Here is a 14,750-nt window from a genome sequence, read left to right on the forward strand (position 1 = left end):
GGCGACAATCCGGACTCAACCGAAAGTTTGATTGCGGGGCCATCCGCGGCGCGATGCCCGCCCGGCACCGGCCGGACCACTCTGGTCGGCATGTTCGTGGCATGGAGAGACCTCAGATTCGCCAAGGGGCGGTTCGCCCTCATGGGCACGGTGATCGTGCTGATCACCCTCCTCGTCGGGTTGCTGTCGGGGCTGACAGCCGGGCTCGCGCGGGAGAACGTCTCCGCGATCACCGGGCTGCCCGCCGACCGGCTCGCCTTCGCGGCGCCGCCGGCCGGGCAGTCGGTCTCCTTCACCAACTCGACGGTGACGGAGGACCAGTGGCGCCTCTGGTCCCGGCGGCCGGGCGTGACGGCCGCGACACCGCTCGGCATCCGTACGCTCAACGGCGCCGCCGGGGACCGTACCGCCGCCGTGTCCGCCTTCGGCACGGAACCGGAGGCCGGGCTCGCGCCCGTGCCCCCCGCCCCGGGCAAGGCGGTCCTCTCCGCGTCGGCGGCCGAGGAGCTGGGCGTCTCCGCGGGCGACGCCGTCCGCGTCGGCCCTCTGGAGCTCACCGTCGCGGCGGTGGCCGGCGATGCCTCGTACAGCCACACCCCCGTGGTGTGGACCGCCCTCGACGACTGGCAGCGGATCGGCCACGACGGCACGGCCGCGGGGGAGCAGGCCACCGTCATCGCGCTGCGCGGGGGAGACGGGGCCGACTGGACGGCCGGGGACGAGGCCGCCGGCACCGAGGCCCGGAGCGTCGACGAGGCCCTCACCGCCCTGGGCTCCTACCAGGCCGAGAACGGCTCGCTCCAGCTCATGCGCGGGTTCCTCTTCGCCATCTCCGCGCTGGTCATAGGAGCCTTCTTCACCGTCTGGACCATCCAGCGCAGCGCCGACGTCGCCGTCCTCAAGGCGCTCGGCGCCTCCACCCCGTACCTCCTCAGGGACGCCCTCGGACAGGCCGTCCTCATGCTCGCGGCGGGCACGCTGCTCGGCACCGCGCTGGCGGTCGGCATCGGCGCGCTGGTCAGCGGCGGGAACGTGCCCTTCGTCCTGGAACCGCTCACCGTCCTCGGACCGGCCGCCGTGATCATCGTGCTCGGTGTCCTCGGGGCCGCCCTGTCCATCCGGCGGATCACCGCCGTCGACCCCCTCACCGCCCTCGGGAGCGCCCGATGAGTCTCGTCCTCGACGACGTCACCCTCACCTACCCGGACGGGGACGGTCGCCTCACCGCCCTCGACGCCGTCTCCCTCGTCGTCCCCGCCGGGACGCTCGCGGCCGTCGTCGGGCCCTCCGGATCCGGCAAGTCCAGCCTGCTCGCGGTCGCCGCCACCCTGGTGACGCCCGACCGTGGACGCGTCGTCGTCGCCGGTACGGACACGGGCCCGCTCACCCCCGCCGCCCGCGCCGCACTGCGCCGCGAGCACGTGGGGATCGTCTTCCAGCAGCCGAATCTGCTGCCTTCGCTGAGCGCGGCGGAACAGCTCCAGGTGATGGCGCACCTCTCGGGCCGGACACCGGCGTCGGTACGGGGCCGGGCCATGGAACTCCTCGACGCGGTGGGCCTCGCGGAGCTGGCCGGGCGGCGGCCCCACCAGCTGTCGGGCGGCCAGCGGCAGCGCGTCAACATCGCGCGGGCCCTGATGAACGAGCCCTCAGTCCTCCTGGTCGACGAGCCGACGTCGGCCCTCGACCACGAGCGGGGGGCGGCGGTCATGGACCTGCTGGCCCGCCTGACGGCGGACCGCGGCACGGCGACGGTCCTGGTCACCCACGACCGCGCCCATCTGTCCCGCGCGGACCGCACGGTGACGGTCCAGGACGGCCGACTCGCGGATCCGGTGACGGCGGACTGAGGCCGGGCTTCCGGCCGTGCTGAGGGCCGCCCGGCTTCCGGTCGTGCTGAGGCCCGTCCGGCTTCCGGTCGTGCTGAGGGCCGCCCCGCCGCCGGCGTACTCCCCGTCCTCCGGTCTACTCGGCGTCCTCCGCCTTCTCCACCACCGTGTCCGCCGGTTCCACCGGCCGTCCGTCCGCCGCCCGGACCTCCAGGCGGCGGAGCGGCCGGCCGGTCCGGCGGTCCAGCAGACGGGACCGGGGCTCACCGGGGGTGAAGCACTCCTCCTCGCCCCACTGGCGCAGGGCCACGATCACGGGGAACAGCGCCCGGCCCCGGTCGGTGAGGACGTACTCCCGGTGGGGCGCCCCGTCCGGCGCGGGCGTGCCGTGCAGCACCCCGGCCTCCTCGAGCGCCCGCAGCCGGGCGGTCAGGATGTTCTTGGCGATACCCAGACCCCGCTGGAACTCGCCGAAGCGGCGGCTGCCGTCGAAGGCGTCTCGCACGATCAGCAGCGACCACCTGTCACCGATGACGTCCACCGATCTCGCGACGGGGCAGGGGGCGTCGTCGAAACGCGTGCGGGCGACCATCCGCCCACCTTCCTCTCGGCCTCTCTCGGCCTGCTCGGCTTCTCCCGACCTGGTTGCAACATGCTACCGCTTACGCCTACGGTACGGGCCGGTGGCACGTTGCAACCAGGGTGGAGGCGTGTGCGCATGGCGATCGAATGCTCCGGCCGGGCCGGGAGGACGGGCGGGCCCGGTGGCCCCGGTGCGCCCGGCCCCGACGGGCCGCCACCCGCCCGGGTCGTGCCCCTGCTCGCACTGGCCTGCGGCAGCTCCGTCGCCACCGTCTACTTCGCCCAGCCGCTCCTGGTGACCCTCGGGGAGCGGTTCGCGCTGGACCCCGCACTGGTCGGCGTGATCGTCACGCTCACGCAGCTCGGTTACGCGGCCGGCCTGTTGCTCCTGGTGCCGCTCGGCGACCTGCTCGACCGGCGGCGGCTGGTCACCGGACAGCTCGGGCTGCTGGCGCTCGCCCTCCTGGGTGTCGGGCTCGCCCCGGGCGCGGCGGCGCTGCTGGTCGCGCTCGCCGCCGTCGGGCTCCTCGCCGTCGTCGCCCAGACGATGGTCGCCACGGCCGCCGCCCTGACCCCGCCCGCCCGGCGCGGGCGCGCCGTCGGAACGGTCACCGGGGGCATCGTCACCGGAATCCTGCTGGCCCGCGCCGCCTCCGGAGTGCTCGCCGACCTCGCCGGCTGGCGGGCGGTCTACCTGGTGTCCGCGGCCTTCACCGCCGTGCTCGCCCTGCTGCTGCGCCGCGCGCTGCCGGCCGTCATGCGGTCGGAGGGGCCGGGCGGGGCGCCGTCGGAGAGGCCGGGCGGTAGCGGTGGGTCGTACGCGCGGTGGGTGGCCTCGACCGTCACCCTCTTCGCGCGTGAGCCGCTGCTGCGGATCCGGGGCACGCTGGCCCTGCTGGTGTTCGCCGCCTTCAGCACGCTGTGGACCGGGGTGGCGCGGCCGCTGAGCGACCCGCCGTGGTCGCTGTCGAGCACCGCGATCGGCGCGTTCGGGCTCGCCGGAGCGGCCGGGGCCCTCGCCGCGGGGGTCGCGGGGCGGTGGAACGACCGGGGGCTCGCCCGGCGCACGACCGGCGTGGGCCTCGCCGTGCTGGTGCTGTCATGGCTGCCGATCGGACTGACCGGGCGGTCGCTGTGGGCGCTCGCGGCCGGAGCGGTTCTGCTGGACTTCGCCGTGCAGGCCGTCCACGTCACCAACCAGACGGTGATCCACGCCGTCCGCCCGGAGGCGGGCAGCAGGATCATCGGCGGCTACATGGTCTTCTACTCGGCGGGCAGCGCGCTCGGCGCCCTCGGCTCCTCGCTCGCCCACGCGGCCGGAGGCTGGCCGATGGTGACGGCTCTGGGTGCGGCGTTCAGCCTGGCCGCTCTGCTGCTGTGGGCGGCGACCCTCCGGACGGCGCCGCCCGTCGGCTGAGCCGTCCCCGCCTCAGGCGCCGCCGTTGCCCGCCGTGTTCGCCAGGGCCGCCGACAGCTCGCGGGCCACCTGCTGGAGGATCGGGACGATCTTCTCCGTGGCCGCCTCGGTCACGCGGCCCGCCGGGCCGGAGATGGAGATGGCCGCCGCGGTGGGGGAGTCGGGCACGGACACCGCGAGGCAGCGGACTCCTATCTCCTGCTCGTTGTCGTCGACCGCGTACCCCGTCTCGCGGACCGCGACGAGCGCGTCGAGGAAGCCGTCCGGCGTGGTGATCGTCTTCTCGGTCGCGGCGGGCATGCCGGTCCGGGCGAGCAGCGCGCGCACCTCCTCCGCCGGGGTGTGCGCGAGGAGCGCCTTGCCGACGCCGGTCGAGTGCGGCAGCACCCGCCGGCCGACCTCGGTGAACATGCGCATCGAGTGCTTGGACGGCACCTGCGCCACGTACACGATCTCGTCGCCGTCGAGCAGCGCCATGTTCGCGGTCTCGCCGGTCTCCTCGACGAGCCGCGCGAGGTACGGGCGGGCCCAGGTGCCGAGGAGGCGGGAGGCGGACTCGCCGAGCCGGATGAGCCGGGGGCCGAGCGCGTACCGCCGGTTGGGCTGCTGGCGCACGTAGCCGCAGGCGACCAGGGTGCGCATCAGGCGGTGGATGGTGGGGAGCGGGAGTCCGCTGCTGGCGGAGAGCTCGCTCAGCCCGACCTCGCCCCCGGCGTCGGCCATCCGCTCCAGGAGGTCGAAGGCACGCTCAAGGGACTGGACGCCCCCGCTCGCGGCGGGCTTGGCGGCGTCGGTGGTGCTGGCGCTGGACGTCGGCACGTCAACGGTCCTTTCGGGGCAGGCGGGCAAGGCAGCAGCCTACCGGGCCACCGGCCGGGGCACCCGGCCCCGGTACCGGCGTACGGGCCGGTCAGGGGGTGTTTGTCCGGTGTCGGGGAGGGCTCGGCGGGGTCCGGCTCTGCCCCGCATGTGGGGAGCTACGTTCTACTGTACGGAATTAGGATTCCACTTTGTGGAAACATCCAAGACGGGTTCGCCGACGGCCGATGCTGGAAGTGTGCCCTTGACGACCCGTCGCCCGGAAGTGAACACTCCTTTTCAACAGTTCGTTGAATTTCTCGGATTTCTCCGCGAGTCACTTGAAGAGAGGGGTACGGGTGGACGTCACCCTGGTCCTGCGCTCGACACGCGTCATCACCCCCGAGGGGACGCGTCCGGCGTCGATCGCCGTCTCCGGAGGGACGATCGCGGCCGTGCTGCCGTACGACGCCGAGGTACCCGCCGGTGCCCGGCTCGAGGACGTCGGCGACGACGTGGTCCTGCCCGGTCTCGTCGACACCCACGTGCACGTGAACGACCCGGGCCGCACCGAGTGGGAGGGCTTCTGGACCGCCACCCGCGCGGCCGCCGCCGGCGGCATCACCACCCTGCTCGACATGCCCCTCAACTCGCTGCCCCCGACCACCACCGTGGAGCACCTGCGGATCAAGCAGGAGGTCGCCCGCGCCAAGGCCCACATCGACGTCGGCTTCTGGGGCGGCGCCCTGCCCGACAACGTCAAGGACCTGCGGCCGCTCCACGACGCCGGTGTCTTCGGCTTCAAGTGCTTCCTCTCACCCTCCGGAGTGGATGAGTTCCCCGCGCTCGACCAGGAGCAGCTGGCGACCTCCCTCGCCGAGATCTCCGGCTTCGACGGCCTGATGATCGTGCACGCCGAGGACCCGCACCACCTCGCCGCCGCGCCCCAGCGGGCGGGCGGCGCGTACGCCGACTTCCTCGCCTCCCGTCCCCGGGACGCCGAGAACACGGCGATCGAGAACCTGGTCAACCAGGCCCGCCGACTCGACGCCCGCGTCCACGTGCTGCACCTCTCCTCCTCCGACGCGCTGCCGCTGATCGCCGCCGCGAAGGCCGAGGGCCTCAAGATCACCGTCGAGTCCTGCCCGCACTTCCTCACGCTCACCGCCGAGGAGATCCCGGACGGCGCCACCGAGTTCAAGTGCTGCCCGCCCATCCGGGAGGCCGCCAACCAGGACGCGCTGTGGCAGGGGCTCGCGGACGGCACGATCGACTGCATCGTCTCCGACCACTCGCCGTCCACGGCCGACCTCAAGACCCCCGACTTCCTCTCCGCCTGGGGCGGCATCTCCTCCCTCCAGCTCGGACTGCCCGCCATCTGGACCGAGGCCCGCCGCCGCGGCCACACCCTGGAGGACGTCGTCCGCTGGATGTCCGCGGGGCCGGCCCGGCTCGCCGGACTCACCCGCAAGGGCGCCATCGAGGCCGGCCGCGACGCCGACTTCGCCGTCCTCGCCCCGGACGCCACCTTCACCGTCGACCCGGCGGAGCTCCAGCACCGCAACCGCATCACCGCCTACGCGGGCAAGACCCTCAGCGGCGTCGTCACCTCCACCTGGCTGCGCGGAGAGCGGATCGCCGACCACGGCACCCTCGCCGAGCCCTCCGGCCGCCTCCTCGAAAGGAACAACTGACCCGTGAGCAGCGGCATACCCTCCTTCACCGGTGACGCCAGCCCCTACGGCGGCGGCGACCCGTACGCCGACTACCGGACGGCCGACTTCGCCTTCACCCGGTACGCGGACCTCGCCGACCGGCGCCTCGGCGCCGGCGTCATCGCCGCCAACGACGAGTTCTTCGCCGAGCGCGAGAACCTGCTCAAGCCCGAGGCCGCCGAGTTCGACCCCGAGCACTTCGGCCACAAGGGCAAGATCATGGACGGCTGGGAGACCCGCCGCCGCCGTGGCATCTCCGCCCAGCAGCCGCATCCCACCGAGGACGACCACGACTGGGCCCTCGTCCGGCTCGGCGCACCCGGTGTCGTCCGCGGCATCGTCGTCGACACGGCCCACTTCCGCGGCAACTACCCGCAGGCCGTCTCCGTCGAGGCCACCTCCGTCGCCGGCTCGCCCTCGCCCGAGGACCTCCTCGCCGACGACGTGAAGTGGACGACGCTCGTCCCGCGGACCGCCGTCGGCGGCCACGCCGCCAACGGCTTCGCCGTCGACGTCGAGCAGCGCTTCACCCACCTGCGCGTCAACCAGCACCCCGACGGCGGCATCGCCCGCCTCCGCGTGTACGGCGAGGTCGCCCCGGACCCGGCGTGGCTCGGCGTCCTCGGCACCTTCGACCTCGCGGCCCTGGAGAACGGCGGCCAGGTCGAGGACGCCTCCGACCGCTTCTACTCCCCGGCCACCAACACGATCCAGCCGGGCCGCTCCCGCAAGATGGACGACGGCTGGGAGACCCGCCGCCGCCGTGACAAGGGCAACGACTGGATCCGCTACCAGCTGGCCGCCGAGTCCGAGATCCGCGCCGTCGAGATCGACACCGCGTACCTCAAGGGCAACAGCGCCGGCTGGGCCGCGCTCTCCGTCGCCGCCGAGGGCTCCGACGAGTGGACCGAGGTCCTGCCCCGGACCCGCCTCCAGCCCGACACCAACCACCGCTTCGTCCTCGACGCCCCGGCGGTCGGCTCCCGCGTCCGGATCGACATCTACCCCGACGGCGGCATCTCCCGCCTCCGCCTCTTCGGCTCCCTCACGGAGGCGGGCACGGCCCGGTTGACCGCCCGCCACCAGGAGCTGGGCGGCCAGTAGTCCTGGACCGCAGTCCTGGGCCGGGCGGGTACGACACCCCGCCCGGCCCATGAGGGCGCACCGGCCCGACAGCACCCGGTGCGCCCTCGCTCCTCTCCTTCTCGACCGCACCCCCGCGTCATGTCCGCCCGGGGTTCACGCCGCGTGCCCGCCGTCCACCGCGAACTCGGCGCCCGTCACGTACCGCCCCTCCGGCCCCGCCAGGAAGGCGACCATCGCGGCCACCTCGTCCGGGGTGCCGAAGCGGTCGAGGGCCGTCAGGGCCGCCTGGCCCTCCGCGTGCGGGCCGCCGACCGGGTTCATGTCGGTGTCGACGGGGCCGGGGTGCACCAGGTTCGCGGTGATGCCGCGGCCGCCGAGATCCCGGGCGAGCCCTTTCGTCAGGCCGATCAGCGCCGTCTTGCTCAGCGCGTACAGCGCCCCGCCCGGGCCCGGCACCCGCTGTGCCATACAGCTTCCGATCGTGATGATCCGCCCGCCGTCCGGCAGCCGTCCGGCCGCCGCCTGCGAGGCGAGGAACACCGCCCGGACGTTCACCGCGAGGACCCGGTCCACGTCCGCGAGAGCCAGCGACTCCAGCGGACCGAGCACCCCGACGCCCGCGTTGTTCACCAGGACGTCGAGCCGCCCCAGGGCGTCCGCCGCCCAGGCCACCGCGCCCGCCGCGTCCCCGGCGTCGGCCGCGTCGGCCCGCAGGGGCAGCGCCTTGCGCCCGACCGCCTCGATCCGCGCGGCGACCTCCGCGGCCCGTGCCTCGTCCTGGACGTAGGTGAAGGCCACGTCGGCGCCCTCCCGCGCGAGCCGGACGGCCGTCGCCGCGCCGATCCCCCTGCTGCCGCCCGTCACCAGAACCGCCGTGCCGTTCATCGTGGACATCCCGAACCTCCGTGGAAGAACTAATGGTTGCGGGTTCAATGAAAGTCGTCCGGCTCTCCGGACGCTGGCGGGAATCGGACCCCGACCCGATCACCGATGACTTCCGCCGAGCTGTGCCGTCTGCACGGGTGAGACACGATGGACCGGAGACGAAAGGGCACCCCCATGGCCACGCTCAGCCTCACCCAGTTCCTCACCCTCGACGGCGTCCACCAGGCCCCCGGCGGCCCGGACGAGGACCCCAGCGGCGGCTTCGAGCACGGCGGCTGGTCCGTGCCGTACGGCGACGAGGACTTCGGACGCTTCATGGACGAGGTCTTCACCCGGCCGACGGCCTTCCTCCTCGGCCGGCGCACGTACGAGATCTTCGCCGGCTACTGGCCGCTGCAGACCGACCCCGCCGACCCGGTCGCGAGCAAGCTGAACGCCCTCCCCAAGTACGTCGCCACGACCACCCTCGACTCCGCCGACTGGGCCGGGACCACCCTCCTCCGCGGGGACATCGTCAAGGAGGTCGCCGCCCTCAAGGAGCGCGCGGACGGCGAGATCCAGATGCACGGCAGCGCCGGTCTCGCCCGGACACTCCTCGACCACGACCTGATCGACACCCTCCACCTGCTCGTCTTCCCCGTGGTCCTCGGCACCGGCCGCCGCCTCTTCTCCGACGGCGTCCGGCCCACCGCCTTCCGGCACACCTCCGCGCGGACGACCGGCTCGGGCGTCGCCATCCACACGTACGAGCTGGCGGGCCGGCCCACGTACGGCAGCTACTGACGGGAGCCGCCGTGACGACCACCACGGAAAGATGTAGCCACCACGGGCCGCTCCGGGTACGGTGATCGCTCCGTGTGCGAGCCGTCGAAGTCTCCACCCCGCCCCGAGACTTGGAGAACCGGCCCGCCATGGCAGCTTCGTCCCCCGTCGCCGCACCCCTGTCCCTCGGCGCCCCGCGCCGCGCCTGGCTCACCGATCTGCCCGTCCTGCTCGTCGCCGTCGTCTGGGGCGCCAGCTATCTCGCGGCCAAGGGCATCACCACCACCCACACCGTCATCGCCGTCCTCGTGCTGCGGTTCGCGGTGGTGCTGCCCGTCCTCGTCGTCGCCGGCTGGGCCAGGCTCCGCGCGCTGAGCGCGGCCCAGTGGCGCGGCGCCGCGACCCTCGGGCTGATCCTCAGCGGGATCTTCCTCCTGGAGACCTACGGCGTCGTCCACACCTCCGCCACCAACGCGGGCCTCATCATCAGCCTCACCATGATCTTCACCCCGCTCGCCGAGGCCGCCGTCCACCGGGCCCGCCCCGGGGCCGACGGCTCCGCCGGGGCGGCCCCCATGCCCCGCGCCTTCCTCGCCGCCGCCGCGCTCTCCGTCACCGGCGTCGTCCTCCTCACCCAGGGCGGCGGGTTCACCGCCCCCTCCCTCGGCGACCTGCTCATGCTCCTCGCCGCCGTCGCCCGTACCGTCCACGTCCTCGCCATGTCCCGGACCAAGGCGGTCCAGGGCGCCGACGCGCTCTCCCTCACCACCGTCCAGCTCGGCGCCGCCGTCGCCGTGTTCGCCGTCATCGCGGCCTTCCCCGGCACCGGCGCCTCGCCCTGGGCGGTCGCCCTCGACTTCGGCCCCCGCGAGTGGGCCGGGCTGCTCTTCCTCTCCGTCTTCTGCACGCTCTTCGCCTTCTTCGTGCAGATGTGGGCGGTCCGCCGCACCTCCCCGTCCCGGGTCAGCCTCCTCCTCGGCACGGAACCGCTCTGGGCCGCCGCCGCGGGCATCGCCCTCGCCGGCGACCGCCCCGGCGTCCTCGGCCTCGTGGGCGCCGTCCTCGTGCTCGCGGGCACCAGTTGGGGCCGCCGGGCCGTCGGCGAGGGCGCCGGGTAGGTTCTTCGACCGTCACCAGCGAGTACGTCCACCACGACGACTGCGTCGAGAGCAGGGACTGGCCCGCCCTGCTCGCCCTGCTCGGCGGGTCCCTCCCCTTCGCCGTCGTCGGCGGCGCCCTCTACACCAGCGGCGCCGTCTCCCACCGCATGTCCGAGCACCTCGCCGAGGTCACGCGCCTGGACACCGCGAGCGTCTGACGCCGGGACGGACCGTCAGGACTTCGCCAACCGGCTCGCCGATATCGCCAGGGCCACGCCCAGGACCGCGATCACGATGTTCGCGAACAGCTCCCGGCCCTCCAGGAACCCCACGTTCTCCGTCAGGAACCGGGTCAGACCCACGAATCTGAACCAGCCGTCCGTCAGCTCGCGGATCACTCCGCAGACGCCCGCCACACACATCAGGGCCCCCAGGCCCTCCAGAAAACCCTTCATGATCCGATCATGCCGGGCAGGACCGAGGGGCCGCGTCCGCCGCTCGTCTACGGCGGCCGATACGAAAGTATCGACCTCGGCGACTCCCGTAGCCCGGGCGCCCGTACGACCGGTGGAGCGCCCCCCGCCTGCGTACATTGCGGATATGACTCGCACGGACCGGCAGCGCTGGCTGCTCCCCTCCCACCTGGTCGAACCGGGCGGGAGCGGGGCGGCCCGGCCCCGCCGCACCGTCCGCGACTGGATCGTGGACACCTCGCTCTTCCTCCTCGCGGCCCTCGTCGGCCTGCTCGCGGCGGAGACCAGCGCCAAGTACACCAGCGAGGCCGTCGTCCTCACCGACCAGGTGATCGGCGCCGCCGCCTGCTGCGCCCTCTGGCTGCGCCGCCGTCTGCCCGTCGCGCTCGCGATCGCGCTCTCCCTGGTGAGCGCCGTGGTCCCCGTCGCCGGCGGCGCCCTCCTGGCGAGCCTCTTCAGCCTCGCCGTACGCCGGCCCTTCCGCGAGGTCTCCTGGATCGCGGCCCTCGCCGTCCTCGGTTCGGTCGTGTCCGCCTTCGTCCGCCCCGACCCCGAGACCCCGACCTGGCTCAACATCGCGCTGAGCCTGATCCTCGTCCTCCTCGTCACCGCCTGGGGCATGCTCGTCCGCTCCCGCCGCCAGCTCGTCGAAGCCCTCAGGGAACGAGCCCGCCGTGCCGAGGCCGAGGCCGAGCTGCGCGTCGCCCAGGCCCAGCGGCTCGCCCGCGAGTCCATCGCCCGCGAGATGCACGACGTCCTCGCCCACCGGCTCACCCTGCTCAGCGTCCACGCCGGAGCCCTGGAGTTCCGGCCCGACGCCCCTCCCGAGCAGGTGGCCCGCGCCGCCGGAGTCATCCGGGACAGCGCCCACGAAGCCCTCCAGGACCTCCGCGAGATCATCGGGGTCCTGCGCGCGCCCGGCGAGAACGGCGACGGAGGCAACCGGCCGCAGCCCACCCTCGCCACCCTGGACGCGCTGATCGCCGAATCCCGCGAGGCCGGAGCGGACGTCGTCCTCGACACCACCGTCGACGACCCCGCGGCCGTGCCCGCCGCCACCGGCCGCACCGTCTACCGCATCGCCCAGGAAGCCCTCACCAACGCCCGCAAGCACGCCCCCGGCACGACGGTCACCGTCACCGTGCGCGGCCGGCCCGGCGAAGGCCTCACCGTCGACGTCCACAACCCTGCCCCCGAGGGACCGGTCCCGCCCGTCCCCGGCTCCGGGCAGGGCCTCATCGGCCTCACCGAACGCGCCGCCCTCGCCGGCGGCCGGCTCGACCACGGCCCCGGCCCCGACGGCGGATTCACGGTGCGCGCCTGGCTACCGTGGCCCCCATGACCATCCGGCTGCTCGTCGTCGACGACGACCCCCTCGTCCGCGCGGGCCTCGCCCTGATGCTCGGCGGCGCCGAGGACCTGGAGATCGTCGGCGAGGGCGCCGACGGCGGCGAGGTCCCCGAGCTCGTCGCCCGCCTCGCCCCCGACGTCGTCCTCATGGACCTCCGCATGCCCCGGGTGGACGGCCTCACCGCCACCGAACGCCTCCGCGCCCTGCCCGGCGCCCCCGAGGTCGTCGTCCTCACCACCTTCCACGCCGACGAGCAGGTGCTGCGCGCGCTGCGGGCCGGTGCCGCGGGCTTCGTCCTGAAGGACACCCCGCCCGCCGAGATCGTCGCCGCCGTCCGCCGGGTCGCCACCGGCGACCCGGTGCTCTCCCCGGCCGTCACCCGCCAGCTGATGACCCATGTCGCCGGGCAGCCCGCACAGCCCCGGCGGGCCGCGGCCGCCGATCGGCTCGCCGTGCTCGCCGCGCGCGAACGGGAGGTGGCTGTCGCGGTCGGTCGCGGCCTCTCCAACGCGGAGATCGCCGGGCGGCTCTACATGAGCGTTCCGACGGTCAAGGCGCACGTCAGCCGGGTCCTGGCCAAGCTCGGGCTCGACAATCGCGTGCAGATCGCGCTGCTCGTCCACGACGCGGGGCTGCTCGACGACGAACCGGCCTGACGCGGCGGGACCCCCCTGCCGGACCCGGGCTCCCGCGCCTGGACGTGCACCCCGGGTGCGGCGCCGTCGTGGGTTGTGCCCACCCGTTCCGCCCCGCGGAACGCCTGCCCACAACGGAGGGCCCCGCCCGTTCCGCCCCGCGGAACGCCTGCCCACAACGGGAGGGCTACGGCGCCTCGTTCTCCCCCACCCGTACCGGGCGGCGTTCGCGGCGGGAGTGTTCGCAGGCCTCGGCGATGCTGAGGGCCGCCAGGGCCTCGCGGCCGTCGCACGGGTTGGCGGCCTCGCCGCGTACGAGCCGGACGAAGGCGTCGAGCTCCGCCTCGTACGCGGGGGCGAACCGCTCCAGGAACCCCGGCCACGGCTTCCCCGGCGCCGCCGGCCCGTGCCGTTCCACCGAGGTGAGCGGGGTGCGGTCGTCCAGGCCCACCGCGATCTGGTCCCGGTCGCCCGCCAGCTCCATCCGGACGTCGTACCCGGCGCCGTTGCGGCGGGTCGCGGTCGCCGTCACGAGCGTCCCGTCGTCCAGGGTCAGGAGCGCGGCGGCCGTCGACACGTCCCCCGCCTCCCGGAACATCGCCGGGCCCGCGTCCGAGCCCGTCGCGTACACCTCCACGACCTCCCGGCCGGTCACCCAGCGGACGATGTCGAAGTCGTGCACCAGGCAGTCCCGGTAGAGGCCGCCGGAGAGCGGCAGATACGCGGCGGGCGGCGGCTCCGGGTCCGAGGTCACCGCCCGTACGGTGTGCAGCCGGCCGAGCCGCCCCGACTGCACGGCCTCCCGGGCCGCCCGGTACCCCGCGTCGAAGCGGCGCATGAACCCCAGCTGGAGTTCGGTCCCCGCCTCGGCGACCGCCGCGAGCGCGAGCCGCGTCCCCGGCACGTCCAGGGCGATCGGCTTCTCGCAGAACGCCGGGAGCCCGGCGCCCGCCGCGCGCGCGATCAGCTCGGCGTGCGCGGCCGTCGCCGAGGCGATCACCACGGCGTCCAGGGCGTGCCCGAACAGGGCCGTCACGTCCGGCGCCGCCTCCGCCCCGAGGGCCCCCGCGACCCCGGACGCCCGGACGGGATCCACGTCCGCGAGGACCAGCGCCCCGACCTCCGGGTGGCGGGCCAGCACCCCCGCGTGGAAGCTCCCGATCCGTCCCGTACCGATGAGTCCGATGCGCATGGCCCCACCGTGGAGGCGCACGTCCACGGTGTCAAGGATTTGTCAGGACAACCGGACGTCACGACTTCCCGTCATCAGCGCCCCGAGCTACGCTCCCCCCGTGTCCAAGCAGTCCGGCTCGTCCCTGCCCCCGCTCGCCGTGGACCGCACCAGCCCGGTCCCGCTCTACTTCCAGCTGGCCACGCAGCTGGAGGACGCCGTGGCGAACGGGACGCTGACCCCGGGCACGCTCCTCGGCAACGAGATCGACCTCGCCACCCGCCTCGGCCTCTCCCGCCCCACCGTCCGGCAGGCCATCCAGACCCTCGTGGACAAGGGCCTCCTCGTCCGCCGCCGCGGCATCGGCACCCAGGTCGTGCACAGCACGGTCCGGCGCCCGCTGGAACTCAGCAGCCTCTACGACGACCTCGACGCCGCCGGGCAGCTCCCCGCCACCCGGGTCCTCGTCCACCGCGTCGAACCGGCGACCGCCCCGGTCGCGGCCGCCCTCCGCGTCCCCGAGGGCAGCGAGGTCCTCTACCTCGAACGGCTCCGTACCGCACACGGCGAACCCATGGCGTACCTCCGCAACCACCTCCCGGCCGGGCTCGTCGAACCGGACACCGAACGCCTGGAGACCACCGGCCTCTACCGGATGCTCCGCACCGCCGCGCTCACCCTGCACAGCGCCCGCCAGACCGTCGGCGCCCGCGCCGCGACCGCCGCGGAGGCGGCCCTGCTCGACGAGAGGGAGGGCGCCCCGCTCCTGACGATGGAGCGCGTCACCTTCGACGACACCGGCCGGGCCGTCGAGTACGGTTCCCACCTCTACCGCGCCGCCCGCTACACCTTCGAGTTCCAGCTGATGGTCCGTCCGTAGCCCCGGAAGGCCCCCCTGACGAGTGCCACGACCCGCATGACCGATACTGCAATGCACGCAGAAGGA

Annotated in this window: 16 protein-coding genes; 11 read left to right on the forward strand and 5 right to left on the reverse strand. The window is 74.2% G+C overall.

What is annotated here, in order from left to right:
- The first annotated feature begins 90 nt into the window (after positions 1–90).
- Positions 91–1,170: an ABC transporter permease gene (locus tag AMK29_RS13770; protein WP_073812390.1), complete on the forward strand. Its 1,080-nt coding sequence runs from the start codon at positions 91–93 to the stop codon at positions 1,168–1,170.
- Positions 1,167–1,850, forward strand: a complete 684-nt coding sequence (locus tag AMK29_RS13775) for an ABC transporter ATP-binding protein (RefSeq protein ID WP_073812392.1) — start codon at positions 1,167–1,169, stop codon at positions 1,848–1,850. The genes AMK29_RS13770 and AMK29_RS13775 overlap by 4 nt, the downstream gene beginning before the upstream one ends.
- A gap of 115 nt (positions 1,851–1,965) precedes the next feature.
- On the opposite strand, the gene AMK29_RS13780 is transcribed toward AMK29_RS13775, so the two are convergent.
- Positions 1,966–2,421 (reverse strand): winged helix-turn-helix transcriptional regulator, encoded by a 456-nt coding sequence (locus AMK29_RS13780; protein WP_073812395.1) that lies wholly within the window; start codon positions 2,419–2,421, stop codon positions 1,966–1,968.
- Between the two features lie 126 nt (positions 2,422–2,547).
- Between AMK29_RS13780 and AMK29_RS13785 the strand changes: the two genes are divergently transcribed.
- Positions 2,548–3,828 carry an MFS transporter gene (locus AMK29_RS13785; protein ID WP_079196878.1) on the forward strand — a complete coding sequence of 427 codons (1,281 nt, stop codon included), beginning with the start codon at positions 2,548–2,550 and terminating at the stop codon, positions 3,826–3,828.
- Between the two features lie 12 nt (positions 3,829–3,840).
- On the opposite strand, the gene AMK29_RS13790 is transcribed toward AMK29_RS13785, so the two are convergent.
- Positions 3,841–4,647 (reverse strand): IclR family transcriptional regulator, encoded by an 807-nt coding sequence (locus tag AMK29_RS13790; RefSeq protein ID WP_073812398.1) that lies wholly within the window; start codon positions 4,645–4,647, stop codon positions 3,841–3,843.
- Positions 4,648–4,985: 338 nt separating this feature from the next.
- On the opposite strand from AMK29_RS13790, the gene allB reads away from it, so the two are divergent.
- Both allB and alc read left to right on the forward strand, forming a co-directional pair.
- Positions 4,986–6,320: an allantoinase AllB gene (gene allB / locus AMK29_RS13795; protein ID WP_073812401.1), complete on the forward strand. Its 1,335-nt coding sequence runs from the start codon at positions 4,986–4,988 to the stop codon at positions 6,318–6,320.
- 3 nt (positions 6,321–6,323) lie between these two features.
- Positions 6,324–7,445: an allantoicase gene (alc, locus tag AMK29_RS13800; RefSeq protein ID WP_073812404.1), complete on the forward strand. Its 1,122-nt coding sequence runs from the start codon at positions 6,324–6,326 to the stop codon at positions 7,443–7,445.
- A 135-nt stretch (positions 7,446–7,580) separates the two neighbouring features.
- On the opposite strand, the gene AMK29_RS13805 is transcribed toward alc, so the two are convergent.
- Positions 7,581–8,321 carry an SDR family NAD(P)-dependent oxidoreductase gene (locus AMK29_RS13805; RefSeq protein ID WP_073812407.1) on the reverse strand — a complete coding sequence of 247 codons (741 nt, stop codon included), beginning with the start codon at positions 8,319–8,321 and terminating at the stop codon, positions 7,581–7,583.
- Positions 8,322–8,486: 165 nt separating this feature from the next.
- Here AMK29_RS13805 and AMK29_RS13810 point away from each other — a divergent pair, with 165 nt between their 5' ends.
- The 3 genes from AMK29_RS13810 (at position 8,487) to AMK29_RS13820 (ending at position 10,392) form a co-directional block, all read left to right on the forward strand.
- Complete coding sequence (locus tag AMK29_RS13810; RefSeq protein WP_073812410.1) at positions 8,487–9,095, forward strand: dihydrofolate reductase family protein; 609 nt, start codon at positions 8,487–8,489, stop codon at positions 9,093–9,095.
- 128 nt (positions 9,096–9,223) lie between these two features.
- Entirely contained in the window at positions 9,224–10,192 is a 969-nt protein-coding gene (locus AMK29_RS13815) for a DMT family transporter (RefSeq protein WP_073812413.1), read from the forward strand.
- Complete coding sequence (locus AMK29_RS13820) at positions 10,156–10,392, forward strand: hypothetical protein (RefSeq protein WP_198942239.1); 237 nt, start codon at positions 10,156–10,158, stop codon at positions 10,390–10,392. The genes AMK29_RS13815 and AMK29_RS13820 overlap by 37 nt, the downstream gene beginning before the upstream one ends.
- A gap of 15 nt (positions 10,393–10,407) precedes the next feature.
- Here AMK29_RS13820 and AMK29_RS13825 read toward each other — a convergent pair whose 3' ends face one another.
- Positions 10,408–10,629 carry a hypothetical protein gene (locus AMK29_RS13825; protein ID WP_073812416.1) on the reverse strand — a complete coding sequence of 74 codons (222 nt, stop codon included), beginning with the start codon at positions 10,627–10,629 and terminating at the stop codon, positions 10,408–10,410.
- A 145-nt stretch (positions 10,630–10,774) separates the two neighbouring features.
- On the opposite strand from AMK29_RS13825, the gene AMK29_RS13830 reads away from it, so the two are divergent.
- Together AMK29_RS13830 and AMK29_RS13835 are read left to right on the forward strand one after the other, a co-directional pair.
- Positions 10,775–11,989 carry a sensor histidine kinase gene (locus AMK29_RS13830; protein WP_073812419.1) on the forward strand — a complete coding sequence of 405 codons (1,215 nt, stop codon included), beginning with the start codon at positions 10,775–10,777 and terminating at the stop codon, positions 11,987–11,989.
- Positions 11,986–12,654 carry a response regulator transcription factor gene (locus AMK29_RS13835; RefSeq protein ID WP_073813762.1) on the forward strand — a complete coding sequence of 223 codons (669 nt, stop codon included), beginning with the start codon at positions 11,986–11,988 and terminating at the stop codon, positions 12,652–12,654. Before AMK29_RS13830 ends, AMK29_RS13835 begins: the two co-directional genes overlap by 4 nt.
- Positions 12,655–12,820: 166 nt before the next feature.
- On the opposite strand, the gene AMK29_RS13840 is transcribed toward AMK29_RS13835, so the two are convergent.
- Positions 12,821–13,825, reverse strand: coding sequence for a Gfo/Idh/MocA family protein (locus AMK29_RS13840; protein WP_073812421.1), 1,005 nt, complete (start codon positions 13,823–13,825; stop codon positions 12,821–12,823).
- Positions 13,826–13,964: 139 nt separating this feature from the next.
- On the opposite strand from AMK29_RS13840, the gene AMK29_RS13845 reads away from it, so the two are divergent.
- Complete coding sequence (locus AMK29_RS13845; protein WP_073813764.1) at positions 13,965–14,684, forward strand: GntR family transcriptional regulator; 720 nt, start codon at positions 13,965–13,967, stop codon at positions 14,682–14,684.
- The last annotated feature ends 66 nt before the right edge of the window (positions 14,685–14,750 follow it).

Origin of the sequence: Streptomyces sp. CB02261, from assembly GCF_001905665.1 — a bacterium.
Taxonomy (GTDB): domain Bacteria; phylum Actinomycetota; class Actinomycetes; order Streptomycetales; family Streptomycetaceae; genus Streptomyces.

Excerpts from the sequence above, each read along its gene's own strand:
- AMK29_RS13770 (WP_073812390.1), top strand. The coding sequence starts at position 91 with ATGTTCGTGGCATGGAGAGACCTCAGATTCGCCAAGGGGCGGTTCGCC.
- AMK29_RS13775 (WP_073812392.1), top strand. The coding sequence starts at position 1,167 with ATGAGTCTCGTCCTCGACGACGTCACCCTCACCTACCCGGACGGGGAC.
- AMK29_RS13780 (WP_073812395.1), bottom strand. The coding sequence starts at position 2,421 with ATGGTCGCCCGCACGCGTTTCGACGACGCCCCCTGCCCCGTCGCGAGA.
- AMK29_RS13785 (WP_079196878.1), top strand. The coding sequence starts at position 2,548 with ATGGCGATCGAATGCTCCGGCCGGGCCGGGAGGACGGGCGGGCCCGGT.
- AMK29_RS13805 (WP_073812407.1), bottom strand. The coding sequence starts at position 8,321 with ATGTCCACGATGAACGGCACGGCGGTTCTGGTGACGGGCGGCAGCAGG.
- AMK29_RS13810 (WP_073812410.1), top strand. The coding sequence starts at position 8,487 with ATGGCCACGCTCAGCCTCACCCAGTTCCTCACCCTCGACGGCGTCCAC.
- AMK29_RS13815 (WP_073812413.1), top strand. The coding sequence starts at position 9,224 with ATGGCAGCTTCGTCCCCCGTCGCCGCACCCCTGTCCCTCGGCGCCCCG.
- AMK29_RS13825 (WP_073812416.1), bottom strand. The coding sequence starts at position 10,629 with ATGAAGGGTTTTCTGGAGGGCCTGGGGGCCCTGATGTGTGTGGCGGGC.
- AMK29_RS13830 (WP_073812419.1), top strand. The coding sequence starts at position 10,775 with ATGACTCGCACGGACCGGCAGCGCTGGCTGCTCCCCTCCCACCTGGTC.
- AMK29_RS13835 (WP_073813762.1), top strand. The coding sequence starts at position 11,986 with ATGACCATCCGGCTGCTCGTCGTCGACGACGACCCCCTCGTCCGCGCG.
- AMK29_RS13840 (WP_073812421.1), bottom strand. The coding sequence starts at position 13,825 with ATGCGCATCGGACTCATCGGTACGGGACGGATCGGGAGCTTCCACGCG.